14 protein-coding genes are annotated in these 15,965 nt (G+C 70.5%); 7 read left to right on the top strand and 7 right to left on the bottom strand.

Annotated features, from left to right (window positions below):
- From ACK4LS_RS13455 to ACK4LS_RS13430, 6 genes are all read left to right on the top strand, one after another.
- The coding region (locus ACK4LS_RS13455; RefSeq protein ID WP_409718170.1) for a flippase at positions 1 to 1,065 on the top strand (1,065 nt) is incomplete at its 5' end.
- Positions 1,046 to 2,086 carry a nitroreductase family protein gene (locus tag ACK4LS_RS13450; RefSeq protein WP_409718167.1) on the top strand — a complete coding sequence of 347 codons (1,041 nt, stop codon included), beginning with the start codon at positions 1,046 to 1,048 and terminating at the stop codon, positions 2,084 to 2,086. The genes ACK4LS_RS13455 and ACK4LS_RS13450, both read left to right, overlap by 20 nt.
- On the top strand, positions 2,083 to 3,189 hold the full coding sequence (locus ACK4LS_RS13445) for a polysaccharide pyruvyl transferase family protein (RefSeq protein ID WP_409718164.1): 1,107 nt from the start codon (positions 2,083 to 2,085) through the stop codon (positions 3,187 to 3,189). Before ACK4LS_RS13450 ends, ACK4LS_RS13445 begins: the two co-directional genes overlap by 4 nt.
- Entirely contained in the window at positions 3,186 to 4,241 is a 1,056-nt protein-coding gene (locus ACK4LS_RS13440) for a glycosyltransferase family 4 protein (protein WP_409718161.1), read from the top strand. The genes ACK4LS_RS13445 and ACK4LS_RS13440 overlap by 4 nt, the downstream gene beginning before the upstream one ends.
- Positions 4,238 to 5,299, top strand: a complete 1,062-nt coding sequence (locus ACK4LS_RS13435; RefSeq protein WP_409718158.1) for a polysaccharide pyruvyl transferase family protein — start codon at positions 4,238 to 4,240, stop codon at positions 5,297 to 5,299. Before ACK4LS_RS13440 ends, ACK4LS_RS13435 begins: the two co-directional genes overlap by 4 nt.
- A complete protein-coding gene (locus ACK4LS_RS13430; RefSeq protein WP_409718155.1) occupies positions 5,296 to 6,591 on the top strand; it encodes a hypothetical protein in 1,296 nt (431 codons plus the stop codon). The genes ACK4LS_RS13435 and ACK4LS_RS13430 overlap by 4 nt, the downstream gene beginning before the upstream one ends.
- Before the next feature lie 115 nt (positions 6,592 to 6,706).
- Here ACK4LS_RS13430 and ACK4LS_RS13425 read toward each other — a convergent pair whose 3' ends face one another.
- From ACK4LS_RS13425 to ACK4LS_RS13415, 3 genes are all read right to left on the bottom strand, one after another.
- Positions 6,707 to 7,750 (bottom strand): glycosyltransferase family 4 protein, encoded by a 1,044-nt coding sequence (locus ACK4LS_RS13425; protein WP_409718152.1) that lies wholly within the window; start codon positions 7,748 to 7,750, stop codon positions 6,707 to 6,709.
- Positions 7,751 to 7,783: 33 nt separating this feature from the next.
- A complete protein-coding gene (locus tag ACK4LS_RS13420; RefSeq protein ID WP_409718148.1) occupies positions 7,784 to 9,253 on the bottom strand; it encodes a polysaccharide biosynthesis tyrosine autokinase in 1,470 nt (489 codons plus the stop codon).
- A 79-nt stretch (positions 9,254 to 9,332) separates the two neighbouring features.
- On the bottom strand, positions 9,333 to 10,706 hold the full coding sequence (locus ACK4LS_RS13415) for a polysaccharide biosynthesis tyrosine autokinase (protein ID WP_409718173.1): 1,374 nt from the start codon (positions 10,704 to 10,706) through the stop codon (positions 9,333 to 9,335).
- A 102-nt stretch (positions 10,707 to 10,808) separates the two neighbouring features.
- Here ACK4LS_RS13415 and ACK4LS_RS13410 point away from each other — a divergent pair, with 102 nt between their 5' ends.
- Entirely contained in the window at positions 10,809 to 12,011 is a 1,203-nt protein-coding gene (locus ACK4LS_RS13410; RefSeq protein ID WP_409718146.1) for a hypothetical protein, read from the top strand.
- Between the two features lie 180 nt (positions 12,012 to 12,191).
- Here ACK4LS_RS13410 and ACK4LS_RS13405 read toward each other — a convergent pair whose 3' ends face one another.
- The 4 genes from ACK4LS_RS13405 to ACK4LS_RS13390 all read right to left on the bottom strand — a co-directional run bounded on the left by ACK4LS_RS13405 (position 12,192) and on the right by ACK4LS_RS13390 (position 15,910).
- Positions 12,192 to 12,788: a low molecular weight phosphatase family protein gene (locus ACK4LS_RS13405; protein ID WP_409718143.1), complete on the bottom strand. Its 597-nt coding sequence runs from the start codon at positions 12,786 to 12,788 to the stop codon at positions 12,192 to 12,194.
- The gene (locus ACK4LS_RS13400) at positions 12,785 to 13,414 is read right to left on the bottom strand and encodes a VanZ family protein (protein ID WP_409718140.1); all 630 of its coding nucleotides are present in this window, start codon (positions 13,412 to 13,414) and stop codon (positions 12,785 to 12,787) included. Before ACK4LS_RS13400 ends, ACK4LS_RS13405 begins: the two co-directional genes overlap by 4 nt.
- 166 nt (positions 13,415 to 13,580) lie before the next feature.
- Positions 13,581 to 15,329 carry a DUF4012 domain-containing protein gene (locus ACK4LS_RS13395; protein ID WP_409718138.1) on the bottom strand — a complete coding sequence of 583 codons (1,749 nt, stop codon included), beginning with the start codon at positions 15,327 to 15,329 and terminating at the stop codon, positions 13,581 to 13,583.
- Between the two features lie 296 nt (positions 15,330 to 15,625).
- Entirely contained in the window at positions 15,626 to 15,910 is a 285-nt protein-coding gene (locus ACK4LS_RS13390; RefSeq protein ID WP_409718136.1) for a hypothetical protein, read from the bottom strand.
- Between the last annotated feature and the right edge of the window lie 55 nt (positions 15,911 to 15,965).

The raw sequence follows: 15,965 nt of genomic DNA, 5'->3' as shown, positions 1-15,965 counted from the left end.
GCCGTCGTCGCCTACCTGGTCCTGCTATCGGTCTCGATGGTCGTGGGTGACGCGGCGATCGTCGGCACCACCGCGATCGCCCTGCTCGTGCTGTTCGCCCGCGGCCTGGATGCCAGTGAGCTGTGGTTCCAATCGAAGGCACGCAGCGGCAGCACCGCCCCGGTACGCATCTCGGTGGTCGTCGTCATGCTCGTCGTGCGCCTCGTGCTCGCCGCGCTCGGCGCCGACCTGCTCACGTTCGTCATCCTGTACGTGGTCGAGGGCGTCGTCGTGTCGACGCTGCTGCTCGTGCGTTACCGCGTCGACCGCGAGTCCCCCGGCTTCGCGGCGCCCGACATCGCCACCCCCCGGGCGTTGCTGGGCAGCTCGTGGGTGCTCATGCTCTCGAGCCTCGCGACGCAGATCAACACCCGCGGTGACGTCATCATCATCCAGGCGCTGCTGTCGAGCTCGGCCGTCGGCCTGTACTCGGCGGCCGCGCGCCTGTCGGAGATGCTCTACTTCCTCCCCGTCGTGTTCATGACGGCGACCTTCCCTCGGCTTTTGCAGGTGCGCCGGCAGCACGGAGAGAAGAGCCGCGAGTACAAGCAGGAGCTGCAGGCCAGCTACGACCGCGCCTTCTGGGCAGGGGTGCTGATCGCGGCGGTGTTGCTCGTGGTCGGGCCCTGGTTGCTCACCACCATTTACGGCGCGAAATACGCCGACTCCGGACCGGTGCTGCAGATTCACGTGCTCGCATTGCCGTTCGTCTTCATGGCCGCGGTGTTCAGCAAATTCATCCTCGCCGAGAATGTGCTGGTCGCCTCCCTCACCAGGAATGCGCTCGGCGCCGCGCTGAACATCGGCCTCAATTTCCTTCTCATTCCAACCTGGGGGATTCTAGGAAGCGCGTGGGCGACGGTGTTCTCGTACTTCGTCGCGTCCTACCTCTCCTGTTTCGCCACGAAGACGACGCGCGTCGCCGGCATTCAGATGACATTGGCGTTCGTTTATCCGGTCAGACTCCTGGCCTCGGCGGTACGCAGAGCGCGAAAGAAAGGCAGCCATGAAGAAGAAGCTTCGTAAGGCCGCGGGACGCCTGCGGGAACGCCTGCGCGTCCGTCTGCGCAAGGGCAATGCGGTCGAGCGTTCCCTGTACTTCACGTTCTGGAGCGACGCCTATCGGCGCGAGCGCCTGGTCGTGGCCCGGGGCAACCAGGAGTACTGGCGCCGCCTCGAGGACGGCAAGCTGGAGTTCCTCCTGCGCCGCAACATCCACATGGCCGAGAAGGGGCTGACGATGCGCCCGCGCCGCGACACCTTCGCGGTGGCCTACATCGAGGAGACCGTGAAGCTCGCGGCGAGTCTCACGCAGGCGATGCCGCCGATCATCTCGGCCGAGGTCGAGCTCTGGGCCCGCGAGGTGCTCGAGCGCTACTTCGAGGCGACCTCCTCGAGCTCGGACCCGACGATCGCCCGCGCGCGCTCCAGCTTCGCCGACATCTCGTGGAACGTCGACCGCGACAACGTGAGCGGCCCGCACGCCCCGTTCATCGACGCGCCGCCCGTCGAGATCGATGCGCTCACGGCTCTGGCCAAGCGCCGCAAGTCCGTGCGCTGGTTCCAGCCTCGCACCGTGCCGCACGAGGTCGTCGACAAGGCCATGCTGGTCGCCGCCGAGGCGCCCACCGCGTGCAACCGTCAGCCGTTCTCGTTCCGCTTCTTCGACGACCCCGAGCAGGTGTCCGCCGTGGCGAAGGTTCCGATGGGAACCGCCGGTTACGGTCAGAACCTCCCCGGCATCGCGGTCATCGTCGGCGACATGTCGGCGTTCATCGACGAGCGCGACCGACACCTCATCTACACCGACGGCTGCCTCGCGGCGATGTCGTTCATCCTCGGCCTCGAGTCGCAGGGCGTCGCCTCCGTGTGCATCAACTGGCCGGACATCGCCTCGCGCGACCAGAAGATGAGCCGCCTGCTCGGCCTCGCACCCCACGAACGCGTGGTGATGCTGATCGGCTACGGCTACGCCGACGAGCAGGGCACCACCCCGTACTCGGCCAAGCGCCACCTCGACGCCCTAAGGAGCTTTAACTCGCTATGACTGCCGAGTGGATCGAACTGCGTGGCGTGAACACGCACAACAAGGGTGCCCACCTCATGATGATCGCGGTGGCGAACCGCTTGCGCGGGCGGGCCAAACTGACCGTCTCGCCGAACGGCAGCGACTTCGACGATCGCGGTGCGCTCGGGTTCCACCAGACGCTGCTGCTCAACCAGCTGCCCGCCGTCTCCGGAGTCGTCGGGGGCCTGCTCCCCCGTCAGGTCAAGGATGCCTTCGGCCTCGTCGCCTCGAAGGACGTCGGCGGCGTTCTGGATGCCGCCGGCTTCGCCTACAGCGACTCGTTCAGCATCCAGCGCAGCAAGCGCGAGGCGAAGATCAGCGCGGCGTGGAAGAAGCGCGGGATTCCTCGCGTCTTCCTCCCGCAGGCCTTCGGCCCCTTCACGAACCCCGAGCAGGCGCGCTGGACGCGGGCCCTGCTCGACGGCGCCGAGCTCGTGTACGCGCGCGACCGCCAGAGCCTCGACTTCGTGAAGGGACTGGGGGCGAAGGCCGACGTGCGTCTGGCTCCCGACTTCACCGTCGGCCTGAAGCCCGACGGCATCGTCTCCCCCGTTTCGGGGGAGTTCGGCGCGATCGTGCCGAACGCGAAGATGCTGAGCCACACCAAGCTCTCGCTCGAGCAGTACACGCAGTTCCTCGCCGACGCCGTGGCCGAACTCCGCGCCCAGGGCCTGCGCGCCGTCGTGGTGATCCACGAGCACAACGACCGCGCCCTCGCCAAGGCCCTGTCGGCCCGTACCGAGGTGGAGACGTTCGAGAGCGCCGATCCCCTCGTGCTCAAGCGCGTGCTGTCCGACGCCCGCATCGTCGTCGCGAGCCGCTTCCATGCCCTCGTCAGCGCCCTTTCCTCGCGCACCCCCGTGGTCGCCCTGGGCTGGTCGCACAAGTACGCCGAGCTGATGGACGACTTCGGCGCGAGCGCCTGGATGACGGACGGTTCGGACGACATCGGCGCACGCATCCGTCACACCCTGAACGACGCCGAGACGGCGGCGAGTCTCGACGCGCAGGTGCCGGTGCTCCTCGAGCGCAACGAGCGCATGTGGACCGAGGTCGAATCCGTCCTCGGGATCCGTTCGTGACCGTCCCCGTGAGCGATGACCGGATGCGGGTGCTCATGCCCTCGCGCTTCGTGGACCGTCACGTCGGGGGCAACACCACCTATGCGCGTGCCGTCGCCGCGGGCTTGCAGGCCCGGGGAGTGAGGGTCGGACGGATCGCCGCGGGTTCGCACCCCGCCATGACGGCCGCGCTCGAGACCCTCGCCGGCGTGCGCCGCCACCCCGCGGGGGACATCCTCCATTACGTGGGCGACACCGGGCCCCTCCTGGGCACCCGCACGCCCACCGTCGTCACCGTCCACGGTGTCGCGAGCCGCTGGATCGACGTCGCCCGTCGCCCCGCGCAGGAGAAGGCGTGGCGCTTCCGCGTCGGTCGGGCCATCAGCGCCGCCGACCACGTGATCACGGTCTCCAACTCCAGCGCGGCCGACGTCGCGGACGTCTTCGGCGTGGAGCCGGAGCGTCTCACGACGATCGAGCACGGCATCGACCTCGATCGCTTCTCGACGCCGACCGCCCTCTCGCCCGAGGTTCGTCAGGCCCTGCCCGAACGCTTCGCGCTGTACCTGGGCAACATCGAACCGCGCAAGAACCTGGTCTCGCTGGTGCGGGCGTTCGCGACCCCCGAGGTGCGCGCCCTCGGCCTGCCGCTCGTGATCGCCGGAAAGGCCGCCTGGAACGCGGACGACTCGCTCGCCGAGATCCGTAACTCCCCCGATGTCATCACGCTCGGGTTCGTGAGCGACGACGATCGCGCGGCGCTCATGCAGGCGTGCGAGGTGTTCCTCTTCCCGTCGCTCTACGAGGGCTTCGGATTCCCCGTCCTCGAAGCCCTCGCCGCCGGCGCCGTCGTCGCGACCTCCGACCGGGGCTCTCTCGCCGAGGTCGCCGGTCCGTCGCTGCGCCTCCCGGGGCTCGAGCCCGACGCCGTCGCCGCGGGAGTCGTCTCCGCGGTCACCGACGAGGCGGCGCGAGAGCGCTGTCGTGCCGAGGGCACCGCGTGGGCCAGCCGCTTCACGTGGGACGCCAGCGTCGCCAAACATCTCGAGGTCTACCGGGGGGTCCTGCGATGAACGGCATCCCCCGCGTCCTCATCCTCCACGCCTACTCCGCCGACAACGCCGGTGACGGCCTCCTCGTGCGCGAGACCCTCGCTCTGCTCGAGGAGGCGTTCGGCACGGTCGACGCCACGATGCTCGCGTCCCGTCCCGACAGCTTCGCGGATCTCGGCATCCCGACCCTCCCCACGGTCCCGACCACGCGCGGGTGGGACCGCCGTACGCGGGCCGTGCTGCGCCGCATCGACGACTTCGACCTGGTCGTCGGCGTCGGCGGTGGTTACCTCCGCGCGGGCACTCCGGTGGAACTGCTGAAGGCGGCCCTGGTCATGGGACCGCAGCTGCTGGCCGCGTCACGGTCGTCGACGCCGTCGGTCTACCTGCCGCAGAGCATCGGCCCCGCCCGGTTCGGCACGCGCGGCGTGCTCACGCGACTGCTGCGACAGATCGATGTCGTGATGGTCCGCGACGACCGCACCTTCGACGAGGTCGCCGGTCCGACGCTGGTGCGCACCCCCGATCTGGCGGCGGCGTCCATCGCGGCCGCCCGTCGTGCCGGGGCGAGCGTCGCGGAGAAGCCGGTGCTGTCGATCCGCAGCGTTCACGGCCGCATCAACCCCGACATCTACGCACTGGCCGACCGCATCTCGCCCTACGACGGGTACATCCAGAGCACGATCGGCGGGAACGACGACCGTCCCGCCTCCGCGACCCTCAGCCCGGCGCGCACCATCGAACGCGGCGAGCTCATGGGCGCGGAGGCAGCGCCGCGCGTGGTGGTGGCCGTGCGTCTGCACGCCGCCTTGATGGCGCTCGCGGCGGGGCACTACGTGGTGCACCTCGCATACGAGCGCAAGGGTTTCGGAGCCTTCGACGACCTCGGCATCGCCCCGTGGGTGCACCGCGTGAACGGTTTCGACGTCGACACCGTCGCCTCCCAGGTGCACGGGCTGCTCACCGACCAGGCGGTGCGCGACGACTACGACGCGCGCCTCATGGGCTCCGCGGAGAAGATCCGCACCGCGCGCACGGACATCGTCCTGTCGCTCCAGAGCGCGGTCGGAGGCAGATGAGCGAGCGCGACCCCGGCGACCCTCGTTCGGGACGACGGACCGAGGGAGCGCGCCGGCGCGGCGTCCTCGGCATCCTCCTGGGGGCCGCTCTCGCACTCGCGGCGTGCGCGCCCTCGCCTCCCACTCCCCCGGTTCCCGGGCCGTCGACGCAGATCGTGGGCGAGGTCGACGACGCCATCCAGGAGTGGTGGACCGGTCCCGTGGTGGAACAGCACGAGGGCTGGTACTCGACCGCGGCGTTGAGCGAGACCGGCGAGATCCTGGCCGTCGATCTCGACGACGCGGGAGCCACGTCGCGCACGGTCGTGGCCACCGCCCCGGTCGACGACCACAACGTTCCGGCGCGGGCCACGATCCCCGGCCGCGGGTCGCTTTTGGAGTGGACGCACCACGGTACCGAGGAGCACTTCTACATCTCCGTCGCCCCGGGCTCCGGTCGCGCGGAGAGCTTCGAGGGCCGACCCGTTCAGGAGATCACCGTGGGATCGCGGGTCTCCTACGGTCAGCTCCTGCACGTCGCCGACGCCCAGACGACCGACACCGACACCTTCTGGGTGCTCCTGCGCAACGACCTCAACTGGGGCATCGCGGAGCTCGTGGTGAACTGGACCACGGGCGAGGCGACGTACGACGGCAAGTACCGACGCCTGGTGACGTTCCCCGAGCAGGCCTACATGACCTCGAGCTTCGACGACACCTCCTCGGGCACCGTCCGCATCGCCGCGGGGTACAACCCGGCGGTGGGGCGCAGCGACGTCTATCTGCTCGAATTGGATCTGCGTACCGGCGTCCTCACCGACCTCATGCGCCCCTCCACCACCCACGACGTCACCTCCTCGGAATACCTCGAGGCGGAGGAGCTCACGCCCCTGCTGGGCCGCACGGACGGCACGCGACGCCTGCTCGACGTGAGCCCCGTCTCGGCCGCACCCGCCGTGCTCACGGTCGAGTACCCGGGGGACGTGTCCGCGGACGGCGTCTACACCGAGACCGTCCTCGACGGCTCGGGTGACACCTCGTCGCAGACCTACGGGTCGACCGGGCGTCATCTCGAGCGCTATCCCTGCGGAGCGGCCTTCGGACCGGATGGCGCGGTCTGGCACTGCGGAGAATCCGGCGGCTCGTGGAGCCTCTGGCGCGACGACGAGAAGGTGCTCGACTCGGGCGCGGCGCTGCTGCGCCCGATGCCCACGACCGGGGGCCCGGTCACCGCCCTCGTGGGGCGTGTCGAGCAGTACGACGACTACAAGAGCTGGAGCGGCAGCTCGCTTCTCGCCCTGTCGGTGCGCTGAAGCGCCGCGCCCCTTCGCGCGGCGCCGCCTCGAGCAGCGTCCGGCCCTGTGGCGCTCTCACGCGCCGCGACGGGCCCGCAGTGCCTTATCCGCGGCATCCGGGCCCTGACGAGCGTCAGGAGCGCCAGACGCGATCCAGGGCCGCGCGCTGCGTGTCGGAGTTCATCCGCGTGAGCATGCTCTCGCCGCGAGCCGCGAGGTCGGCGGCGAAAGCCGGCTCCTCGAGCGCGCGACGGATGAGCGCGGCCCCGGAGTGTGCGTCGTCGAACGTCTCGAGCCCCGCCTCGTCGAGCGACGGGATCCGGCGAGCCACGACGGGCACCCCGCGGGCCGCCGCATCGAGGACGCTCAGCGGGAAGCCTTCGTACGACGCGGTGTGGACGTAGAGCGAGAGGGCGTCGAGTTCGCCCGTCACCTGCTCCTTCGACAGCCATCCCGTGACGCGCACTCCGGCGTCCGTCAGCCGGCGCTCCCAGGTCTCGTCGCCGCCGCCGATCCACACGACCTCGACCGGTGCGGGGGCGGATGCCAGCTCTCGCGCGAGCGCGATCATCATGCCCGGGTCCTTCTGGCCCGCGAGCCGGCCCACCATTCCGATGCGGTGCGGCCTGACGCCCGTCGCCGAGGTCCCGCGTCGGGGCACCGACGGGGCGTTCGGGACACGGGTGACCCGGGCGTCGGCGCCGAGTCCGCTCGCGAGCCGGCCTTCGTGGGCCGAGAGCACCGCGAACACGTCGGTGCGACGCGCCAACAGCCGCTCGGCCACGCTGATCGCCGTCCGCAGGGGACGGCCGGCACCGGGGTCGTCGAATTTGAAGCAGTGCGGGGAGTAGACCACGCGGGGACCGCGCGGGCGCACAGCCCGCACGAAGGCCCCCGGGAAGCTCGAGTGAGCGTGCACGACGTCGGGCGCCGCGTCACGGATGGCGCGACGCGTGCGCAGCGGCTGACGCGGTCGCGATGCGCCGAGGTCGACGTGCTCCGCCACCACCCCGTTCCAGATCGGGGACGGCGCGCCGTCGACCCACGGGGAGAGGATCGTATGCGCCACCCCGGACGGGGTGTTGCGGATGTAGTCGCAGACCGCGACGGGAACACCACCCGTCAGACGGTCGACGACGTGCATGACGGCCGTGGGGCGGTTCCGAGCCTCGCTCATCACGATGCGACGCGGTTCAGCTGTGCGCCGCGGTCACGACTTCGCCGCGACTTTGCTGCGCTTCTGCCGGCGCTTCTTCGCGCCACCCTTCGCTCGCGTGGACGCGGATCCCGAGGCCGAGGACGTGGTCGCGCCGTCTCCGCCGTAGGTGTACGCGCCGTAGCCGTAGCTGTCCGGACCGCGGGTGGGGAGCATCGTCATGATGACGCCGACGAGCTTGCCGCCCGCCGTCTGGAGCGTACGGAGCGCACCCTCGAACTCCTGCTTCTTCGCCTTGCCCGACGCGGCGACCATGATCGCTCCGCGCGTGACCTTGCTCAGCACCGCGGCATCCGTCACCAACAACAGCGGCGGGGCGTCGATCAGCACGTAATCGAAGTGCTCGGTCAGCGTGGCGAGCAGCTGCGTCATCGCCACCGAACCCAGCAGCTCGGCCGGGTTGGGGGGCACCGGGCCCGAAGGCAGCACGAACAGCTGACCGCGGCCCCACTTCTGGAGCACGTCCGCCACCTCGACACGGCCGATGAGCACGTCGGTGAGGCCGACACCGCCCTCGATGCCCATGTAGTCGGCGATACGGGGCAGGCGGAGATCGCCGTCGAGGAGTGCCACGCGGGCGCCCGTCTCGGCGAGGGCGATCGCGAGGTTCGCCGTGGTCGTGGACTTGCCCTCGCCCGGACCCGCGCTGGTCACGACGAAGAGCTTGGGGCCACCCTCGACGTTGAGGAACTGGAGGTTGGTGCGCAGGGCGCGGAAGGACTCCGACCGGGGGCTGCGGGGATCCTCCTGGACGATGAGCGGACGCTTGGTCGCCTCGGGGTCGAACGCGATCCCACCCAGAAGCGGGGCGTCGGTGAGCTGCTCGAGGTCGTGGAGGGTGCGCACGCGGGTGTCCAGCGCGTTGCGCAGGATCGCGATCAACACGGCGACGACCAGACCGAACAGTGCGGCCACCACCACGATGACGGGGATGCGGGGGCTGAAGGGCGCACTCGGTTCGACGGCCGGCTGGACCACCGTGAGGCGCACGGGGCTCGCGGCCCCATCGTTGACCGGCGGCTCGAGCGTGGTCTGAACGGCGTCGACGAGGCTGGCGGCGATGGCGTCGGCCAGGACCGCGCTCTGCTGCGCATCCGTGGAGGTCACGGTGATGTTCACGTTCACCGTGTTCAGCGGAGCCTCGGCCGTCACCCGCGATGCGAGAGCGCCCACCGAGGTGTCGAGGTCGAGGTCATCGATGACCGGCTGGAGCACCAGCGCGCTCGTGACGACGTCGACGTAGCTGGCGACGATCTGGCGGGCGAAGGTGGTGCCCTGCACCAGGTCGCCGGTGGCCGCGTTCGCGCTGTCGGCCTGGACGGAGACGTACAGTCGCGTCGTGGACTGGTACTGGGGCGTCTGGGACGCGGCGTAGGCGAATCCGCCCGCTCCCCCGAGAATCGTGAGCACCAGGATCAGCACCCAGTTTCGGTGCAGGATCCGGATGTAGTCGCGCAACTCCACGGTGAATTCCTTCAATCACAAGTCATGGGCACCGCTGTTGCGCCCCTTTGTATCCTGTCACACCCTCATTGCCGGGATGTCACGCGTCGGTGGGCTGGTGCGTCATCCCGTAGGTGTAGGCGCCGTACCCGTAGGTGTCGGGACCGCGCGTCGGCAGCTTGGTGAGGATCACGCCGAGAAGGCGCACGTCCGCCGCGGAGAGGGCCTTGGCTGCGTCGATGAGCTGCGGCTTGCGGGTCGAACCCGACGCCGCGACGAGGATCGCCCCGGTGGCGAAGCGCGCCAGGACGGCGGCGTCGGTGACGGGCAGAACGGGCGGGCAGTCCACGATGACGTAGTCGAAGGCCTGACGCAGCGTGTCGAGGGTCGCCTCCATCGTGGGAGATCCCACGAGCTCCGCCGGGTTCGGCGGCTGCGCTCCCGCGGGGAGCACGAAGAGGCGCCCCGAGCCCCACGGCTGCAGGAGCGCCGACAGCGGCGCGGCGCCGGCGAGGACGGCGGAGAGACCGGCGCCCCCCTCGATGCCGAAGATCTCGGCCGTGCGCGGCTTGCGCATGTCCGCGTCGACGAGGGCCACGCTCGCCCCGCCCTCGGCGAGGGCCAGGGCGAGGTTGGCGCTCGTCGTCGACTTGCCCTCACCCGGGTTCGCGCTGGTGACGACGTAGACGGGCGACCGATCCTCGAAGTTCACGAACTGCAGGGACGTGCGCACGCGCCGGAAGGCCTCGGATCTCGGGTCGCGGGGCGACTCCTGCACGATGAGGGGGCGCTTGGCCGAATCGGGGTCGAAGGGGATCCCCCCGAGGATCGGTGCGGAGATGATCGACTCGACGCCCTCCGCGGTGTGGATGCGCGTGTCGATGATCGTGCGGATGATCGCGAGGAGGATGCCGAGCCCCGCGCCCAGGGCCAGACCGAGCAGGAGGTTGACCCGGTAGTCCGGTGCCGACGGCTCCAGCGGCACGCGAGCCGGACTCACCGTCTCGACCCGGAGCAGCCCAACGCCGTCCGTTCCCGGGGGTGCCTGGAGTTGCGATTCGACCACCTGCGTGAAGCTCTGAGCGACGGCGTTCGCCAGCTGCGAGGCTTGGCTGGGCACGGCATCCGTCGCGGTGATCACGATCGTCTGCGTGTTCGGCGGGTTCTCGGCCGAGATCCGAGCCTCGAGCGTTCCGTCGCCCTCGGCGAGGCCGAGCTGGTCGATGACGGGGTCCACGACCACGGCGCTGGACACGAGGTCGACGAAGCTCTCGAGCGACTGGCGCACGTAGCTGCGACCCTGAATCAGTCCAGTGGCCGTGCCGTTGGTCTCGGCCGCGACGAACAACTCGACGGAGGCTCTGTAGGTCGTCGGGGTGACGACCGCGAGGGCTGTACCCGCCGCACCGCCGATCACCATGCACGCGACGACGAGCATCCACCCTCGACGAATCGCTGCGATGACGTCACGCAAATGCAAGAGCAATACCCCCCGAACGCCGAGCGGGACCGTTCGTCCCGGTTAGCATTGAATTCCGACGCACGATCTTTTCACACTACGCGCCAGGAATTTCCCATGACTCGAATGCAGGACCTCTTCGCCACACAGCGGCGACGCGATGAACGCGTCACCCGCACGCTCGACGATCCTGCCGCGAACCGGCGCATCGAGGCGATCTTCAACGGCGCTCCGCGGGCCACCGCCTCGCGGTCCGACTTCCCCGACGAGGTGACGGCCCTTTCGGAGCTGATCAGCAGTCGGCGCGTGAGCGAGCCCGAATTCCAGGCGCTGAAGAAGCCCGCGCGCCTGCGACGCAGCCGCAGCGGCCGCGATTGGCTGTCGATCGGCGCCGCGACCCTGGCAGTGGTGTCGGTGGTGTCCGCCTCGACCATGGTGGGCATCAGCGTCGCGTCGGCCTCGCCGGCCACCGACGCGCTCAACACCCTCACCGCGAACGAAGCCGTCCTCGCGAACGACATCCAGCGCGTGAACAACAGCATCGCCACCCTGGAGCAGTCGCGTCAGAGCGCCAAGAGCGAGGCCGAGGCGCTCGCCGCCCCTCTCGCCGGTCTCGCCCAGCTCGGGGACATCCCCGCCGCCGCCACGACCGAGGCCGCCCGACAGGCCTTCCTCGCCGCGATCGACGACGTGAAGATGCCCGAGACGGTGGCCGCCTACCGCCGGCCCGCGATCGACGGCGACTCGCTCGAGTCCGTCGGCACGGCGATCGACTTCGTCGACTCGCGCACCCGAGAGGCGCAGACGGCCTCGAGCGACCTCGATGATCTGCGGCGGACGCTCGCGGAGACCATCCGCCCGCTCGACGAAGCCGTCGCGGCGCTGGGGCGCGACCTCCCCGCCCTGGCCACGACGCTGGTCGGCGACAACGACCTCGCCGACGAGACGCTGCGGACCAACGTCACCACCCTCGCCGCACGCGTCTCGCAGGTGGACACCACGACCGCACCGGGTGCGATCAGCGAGTTCCTCACCGCGGTGACCGCCCTGCGCGACGGCCAGGAGGCCGCTGAGGACGAGATCGCCGCGCAGGCCGCGGCAGAAGCCGAGCAGCGCCGTCAGCAGCTGCTTCGCGAGCAGCGGGAGCGCGAGCAGCAGCAGCGCGAGCAGCAACAGCAGCAGGAGGAGCAGCAGCAGCAAGAGGAGCAACCGGTGCAGCCTCCGGTCGAGCCGGCGCCCGTGGATCCTCAGCCCGTGGATCCTCAGCCCCAGCCCAGCGATCCCGTGGTGCCGGCACCGAACCCCTCGGGCGGCGCCTGATCGCTCACCCGTGGTGATCCCCTCGGTGAGTGCGCGCCGTCGCGCCGAAGCGCACTCGACCGCTCCCCGGAGGAAAGCGCGCCGCCCGCAGCGCACGCTCGCGGGAGGAAAGCGCGCCGCCCGCAGCGCGTAGCCCGGCGCCAGCCTCCGCTGCGAGGCTGCTGCCGGACCGCGCCGGCCTCAGCGCGTCAGCGCCAAACGAACCACCCGCACGACCTGGTCCACGGCGGGGGCCAGCTGCGCCCCGGTGAGCTCGTAGGTCTCCCACGAGCGGCGGTACGGGTCGACCACGTCGTCGTCGACCGGGTCGGCCGGAGGCGGCGTCATCCCCCGCATTCCGATCACGGTGGTGATCGCGGCGCGCAGCCGACGTGAATCGTCGTCGCCCGCAGCGGTGGCGCTCTCGACGATCTCGGCATCCGTCACCTCGGCCGCCAGCCGCGCGAACTCCCGCACGGTCAACGTGGAGCGCAGGCGCGCGGGGCTGAGCTCGACGATGCGGCGCCGATGCTCGCGGCTCATCGCGAGGATGAGATCGGGGGATGCCAGGTGAGCCTCGGTGAGGTACGTCGCGCGATGCGCGTCGACGAGCTCGGGGCCGGCCTGGAGCTGCGCCGCCAGCCGCTTGGTGTCATCCGTCATCGACTCGCCCTGCAGACCGTAGGTGCCGGCGCTGTTCACGCGCACGTCGAGGTCGGCCAAGCGGGTCGCCAGGAGGGTGGCGGCGAGCGGGGAACGGCACACGTTGCCCGTGCACACGGTGAGGATCTCGATCATCGGAACTCCGTCTTCGTCTTCGTCTGCGCGGGGTCGAAGCGACCCGCGGTGGTCTGTGAGGAGGCGTCCGCCGGACCCGCGTGGGCGGGCGCGACGGCGCGCCCTTGCGCCCGTGCGAACGCGACGTCGCGCTCCCAGAGGGCGACGGCGATAATCTTGCGGTCCCGCCCCTCGACGAACACGCGGAGCACGACGACGATCGCGAGACCGAGGTACCCGCCGACCGTGTTCGCCACGACGTCGAGGACGCTCGCGAACCGCTGCGAGAGGAACAGGCCCTGGAGGATCTCGATCGTGATCGACAGCGCGGGGATCACGAGGAGCGGAAGCCAGGCCAGGCGCTTGGACACGAGGAGACCGATCAGGAACCCCAGCGGAAGGAACATGAGGATGTTCGCCGAGAACTCCAGCTGGCGGTAGCCGAACCACTCGGGGACGCCGTGCCGGTGGACCACCGCGAGGAAGCGGGCGATCGCGCTCTGGTAGCCGCGGTCCAGGGGGGTCGGCGACATCGTCACCGCGGCCACGATCGCCCCGTACAGGAGCAGCAGGGCGGCAGCGCTGCCCACGCGCGCGTAACTGCGCCGGGGTGCCGGTCCGGGAGCGAAGAGCAGAGCGGACTCCATCAGTCGGGGGCGGTGCGGGGATCGAGGTGACGCGGGAGTGACACACTACCCGCCCGGGCTCCGGCATCCCCGGGGATCGCGCGGCGCGGACCGCGCGACGTCCGGGCCGCTTCGGACCTCGGATGCCGCGGCCGACGGCCGCGCGCGGTCACCCCGGCGAGCAACGTCACGAGCCGAACAGGCTGCCGCAGGAGGCGTCGACGGTCACCGACGTCTTGGTCGCCGTGGGCGAATACCGCAGGTCGAGCGGGCCGAGCGGGCCCTCCGGGAGACGCACCGTCGAGATCACCGTGCGGGTCTCGCCCTCGGGGACCACCACCAGGCGGCTGAGCGCGGTGTTGCCCTTCTCGGAGCCGGAGCGGTCGTAGCCGCCCAGGTCGCTCTGCGCGGGATCGGTCGAGACGACCTCTCCCCCGGGGGGCGCGAAGAAGAGCACGTTGAGCATCATCGCCGTGGGAGCCAGTCCGTTCGCCGCGTTGCGCTCCCCGAGCGTGTAGCCGCTGAGGCCGGACGACGGGACCGAGCTGGCCAGAGTCGTCGTCGTGGTGATGGTGCGGGCTGCGGGGTCGCACACCGCCGAGACCGACTGGGTCAGGTAGTACTCCAGCTTCCCGACCGAGTAGTCGTTCAGGTACGTCCCGATCTGGGTCTTCTCCGTGTTGTCGGTGCGCAGACCACCGTCCAGACCCACTTCGGTGACGAGCGCCTGAGCCTCCGCACTCGTGAACGAAAGGTTGACGCGCTTCTCGTCGGCCGATCGCGAGAGCGCGTCGAGCATCTTCGTGGGATCCCACTTCGAGGAGGTCAGGTGCACGAACACCGCTTCGGAGACGGCCGCGAAGAAGGCATCGGACTGTCGCGCCGTGGGGAACCTCTGGTAGGCGATGTTCAAGAGCAGCCGCACGGCGTTCTCGCCGGTGATGGTCTGCCCGGCGACGTCGACGGGCCCGGCGACGTCGAGCATGTAGGAGAGCACGACGGGATCGATCGAGATCACACCGTCGAACTGGCCCCCGCTCACCGCCGAGTAGGCGTCGCGGAACAGCTGCGCGGTCGTCGGGAAGTCGGGCGTCATCGTGTTGTCCTGCGAATACCGCGCGAACGACGACGGGTACAGCGCGAGGGTTTCGGCCGGGAGGTCGGTGAACTGCTCGCCGGCCGCGCCGGGACGGTAGAACGTGCTCGGGCCGCCCTGATCGAGGAGCCGGAACGACCCCTGATCGACGTCCATGATGATGTTCGCCGACGGGTTGCCGCCGGTGGCGCGGCTTTCGGCGTTGTTCTGGAACACGACGAGATACTTCTTCGGCCCGTTCGCCCCCGCGATGTCGAGGATGGTGGGCAGGTAGCGGTTCACCACGTCGAGGGCGGGGGCGGCGCGGTCCACGACGTCGCGGATCTCCTCGACCGGTCCCGCCACCGCGGGGAGCAGGTCGGCGGACCGGATGCCGTCGGTCTCGGCCTTCGCGGCCGAGAACGCCTGCGAGACGACGGGGAGGGAGTCCTGCGCCTGGACGAGCGGCTGGAGATTGATCCCCCCGCCGTCCAGGGTCAGCTTCTCGAGGTCGAGGCCGGAGAGCATCTGCACGCCGGGCGGCAGGGCGTCGCGGACGAGGATGTCCGCGGCGCGGGTGACGCGGGAGACGGCATCGATGTTCACGCCCACCGTGGGGATCTGCGCCGCCACACCCCACAGAGGTCCGTCCACCGTCGCCGCCGCGCGCGACGTGCGGGCGCTGAGGTCGGCGGCGGCCGCCTGCAGCCCGGCTTCGTCCCGCGCCTCGACGAGCGGCCCGAGCTGGGCGATCGACGACTTGGCCGCGAGCAGATCGTCGCGCACCTCCATCGCCTGCACCGTGAGCGTGGCCCCGAGCACGGCAGTCAGCGCGGCTCCGCCGGTGAGGACGCCGATCACGCCCCCCACGACCCAGGGCCAGACGCGCGGTCGCCCCGAGCGCTCCTCGGGCGAACGATGCGCGCGGTCGGAACGGGACGACGGGTTCCCGGCGTCGCTCGACCCCGGATCGGGCTCCCCGTGCGGCGGTCGACTTCTCGCATCTCGTCGCAGACGTTCACCCATGGGATGAAGTCTAGGGGAGGGTACCTGAACGTCCCCGGGCTGCGGAACCGCCTCGAACGACGGCGTGAGACCAGGACGGACGTCGATGACTCACGGGAGCACCGTCGAGCGAGTGAGTCCGATCGCGAGGATCAGAAGAAGAGCTGCGCCACCAGGAACGCCACGGCGACGCACACGGAGGCGAGGCCCCCGATGATCGGCATCGCGGTCGACGACTCGCGGCGTCCGGCGAGATAGCCGCCCACCGCGAGGACGACGCCGACCACCGCCAGCGTCAGACCGACACCGCCGGCGCTCGCGACCACCGAGGCCGAATCCGCCAGCAGCAGCACCGCCACCCCCACCAGGGGCACCGCCACCGCCGCGATCGCGAGGAGCAGGGACAGCACGCCGAGGGCACGAGACAACGGTTTCACCCCAACGACTCTACCGGCCGCGCCGCGGCGCCCCCCGGGCCCGCGGCGGCCGGCG

The organism is Microbacterium sp. (genome assembly GCF_046295495.1).
Taxonomy (GTDB): Bacteria; Actinomycetota; Actinomycetes; order Actinomycetales; family Microbacteriaceae; genus Microbacterium.
Note: the sequence above shows the minus strand (reverse complement) of the source record. Positions and strands in the feature narration are given on the sequence as shown.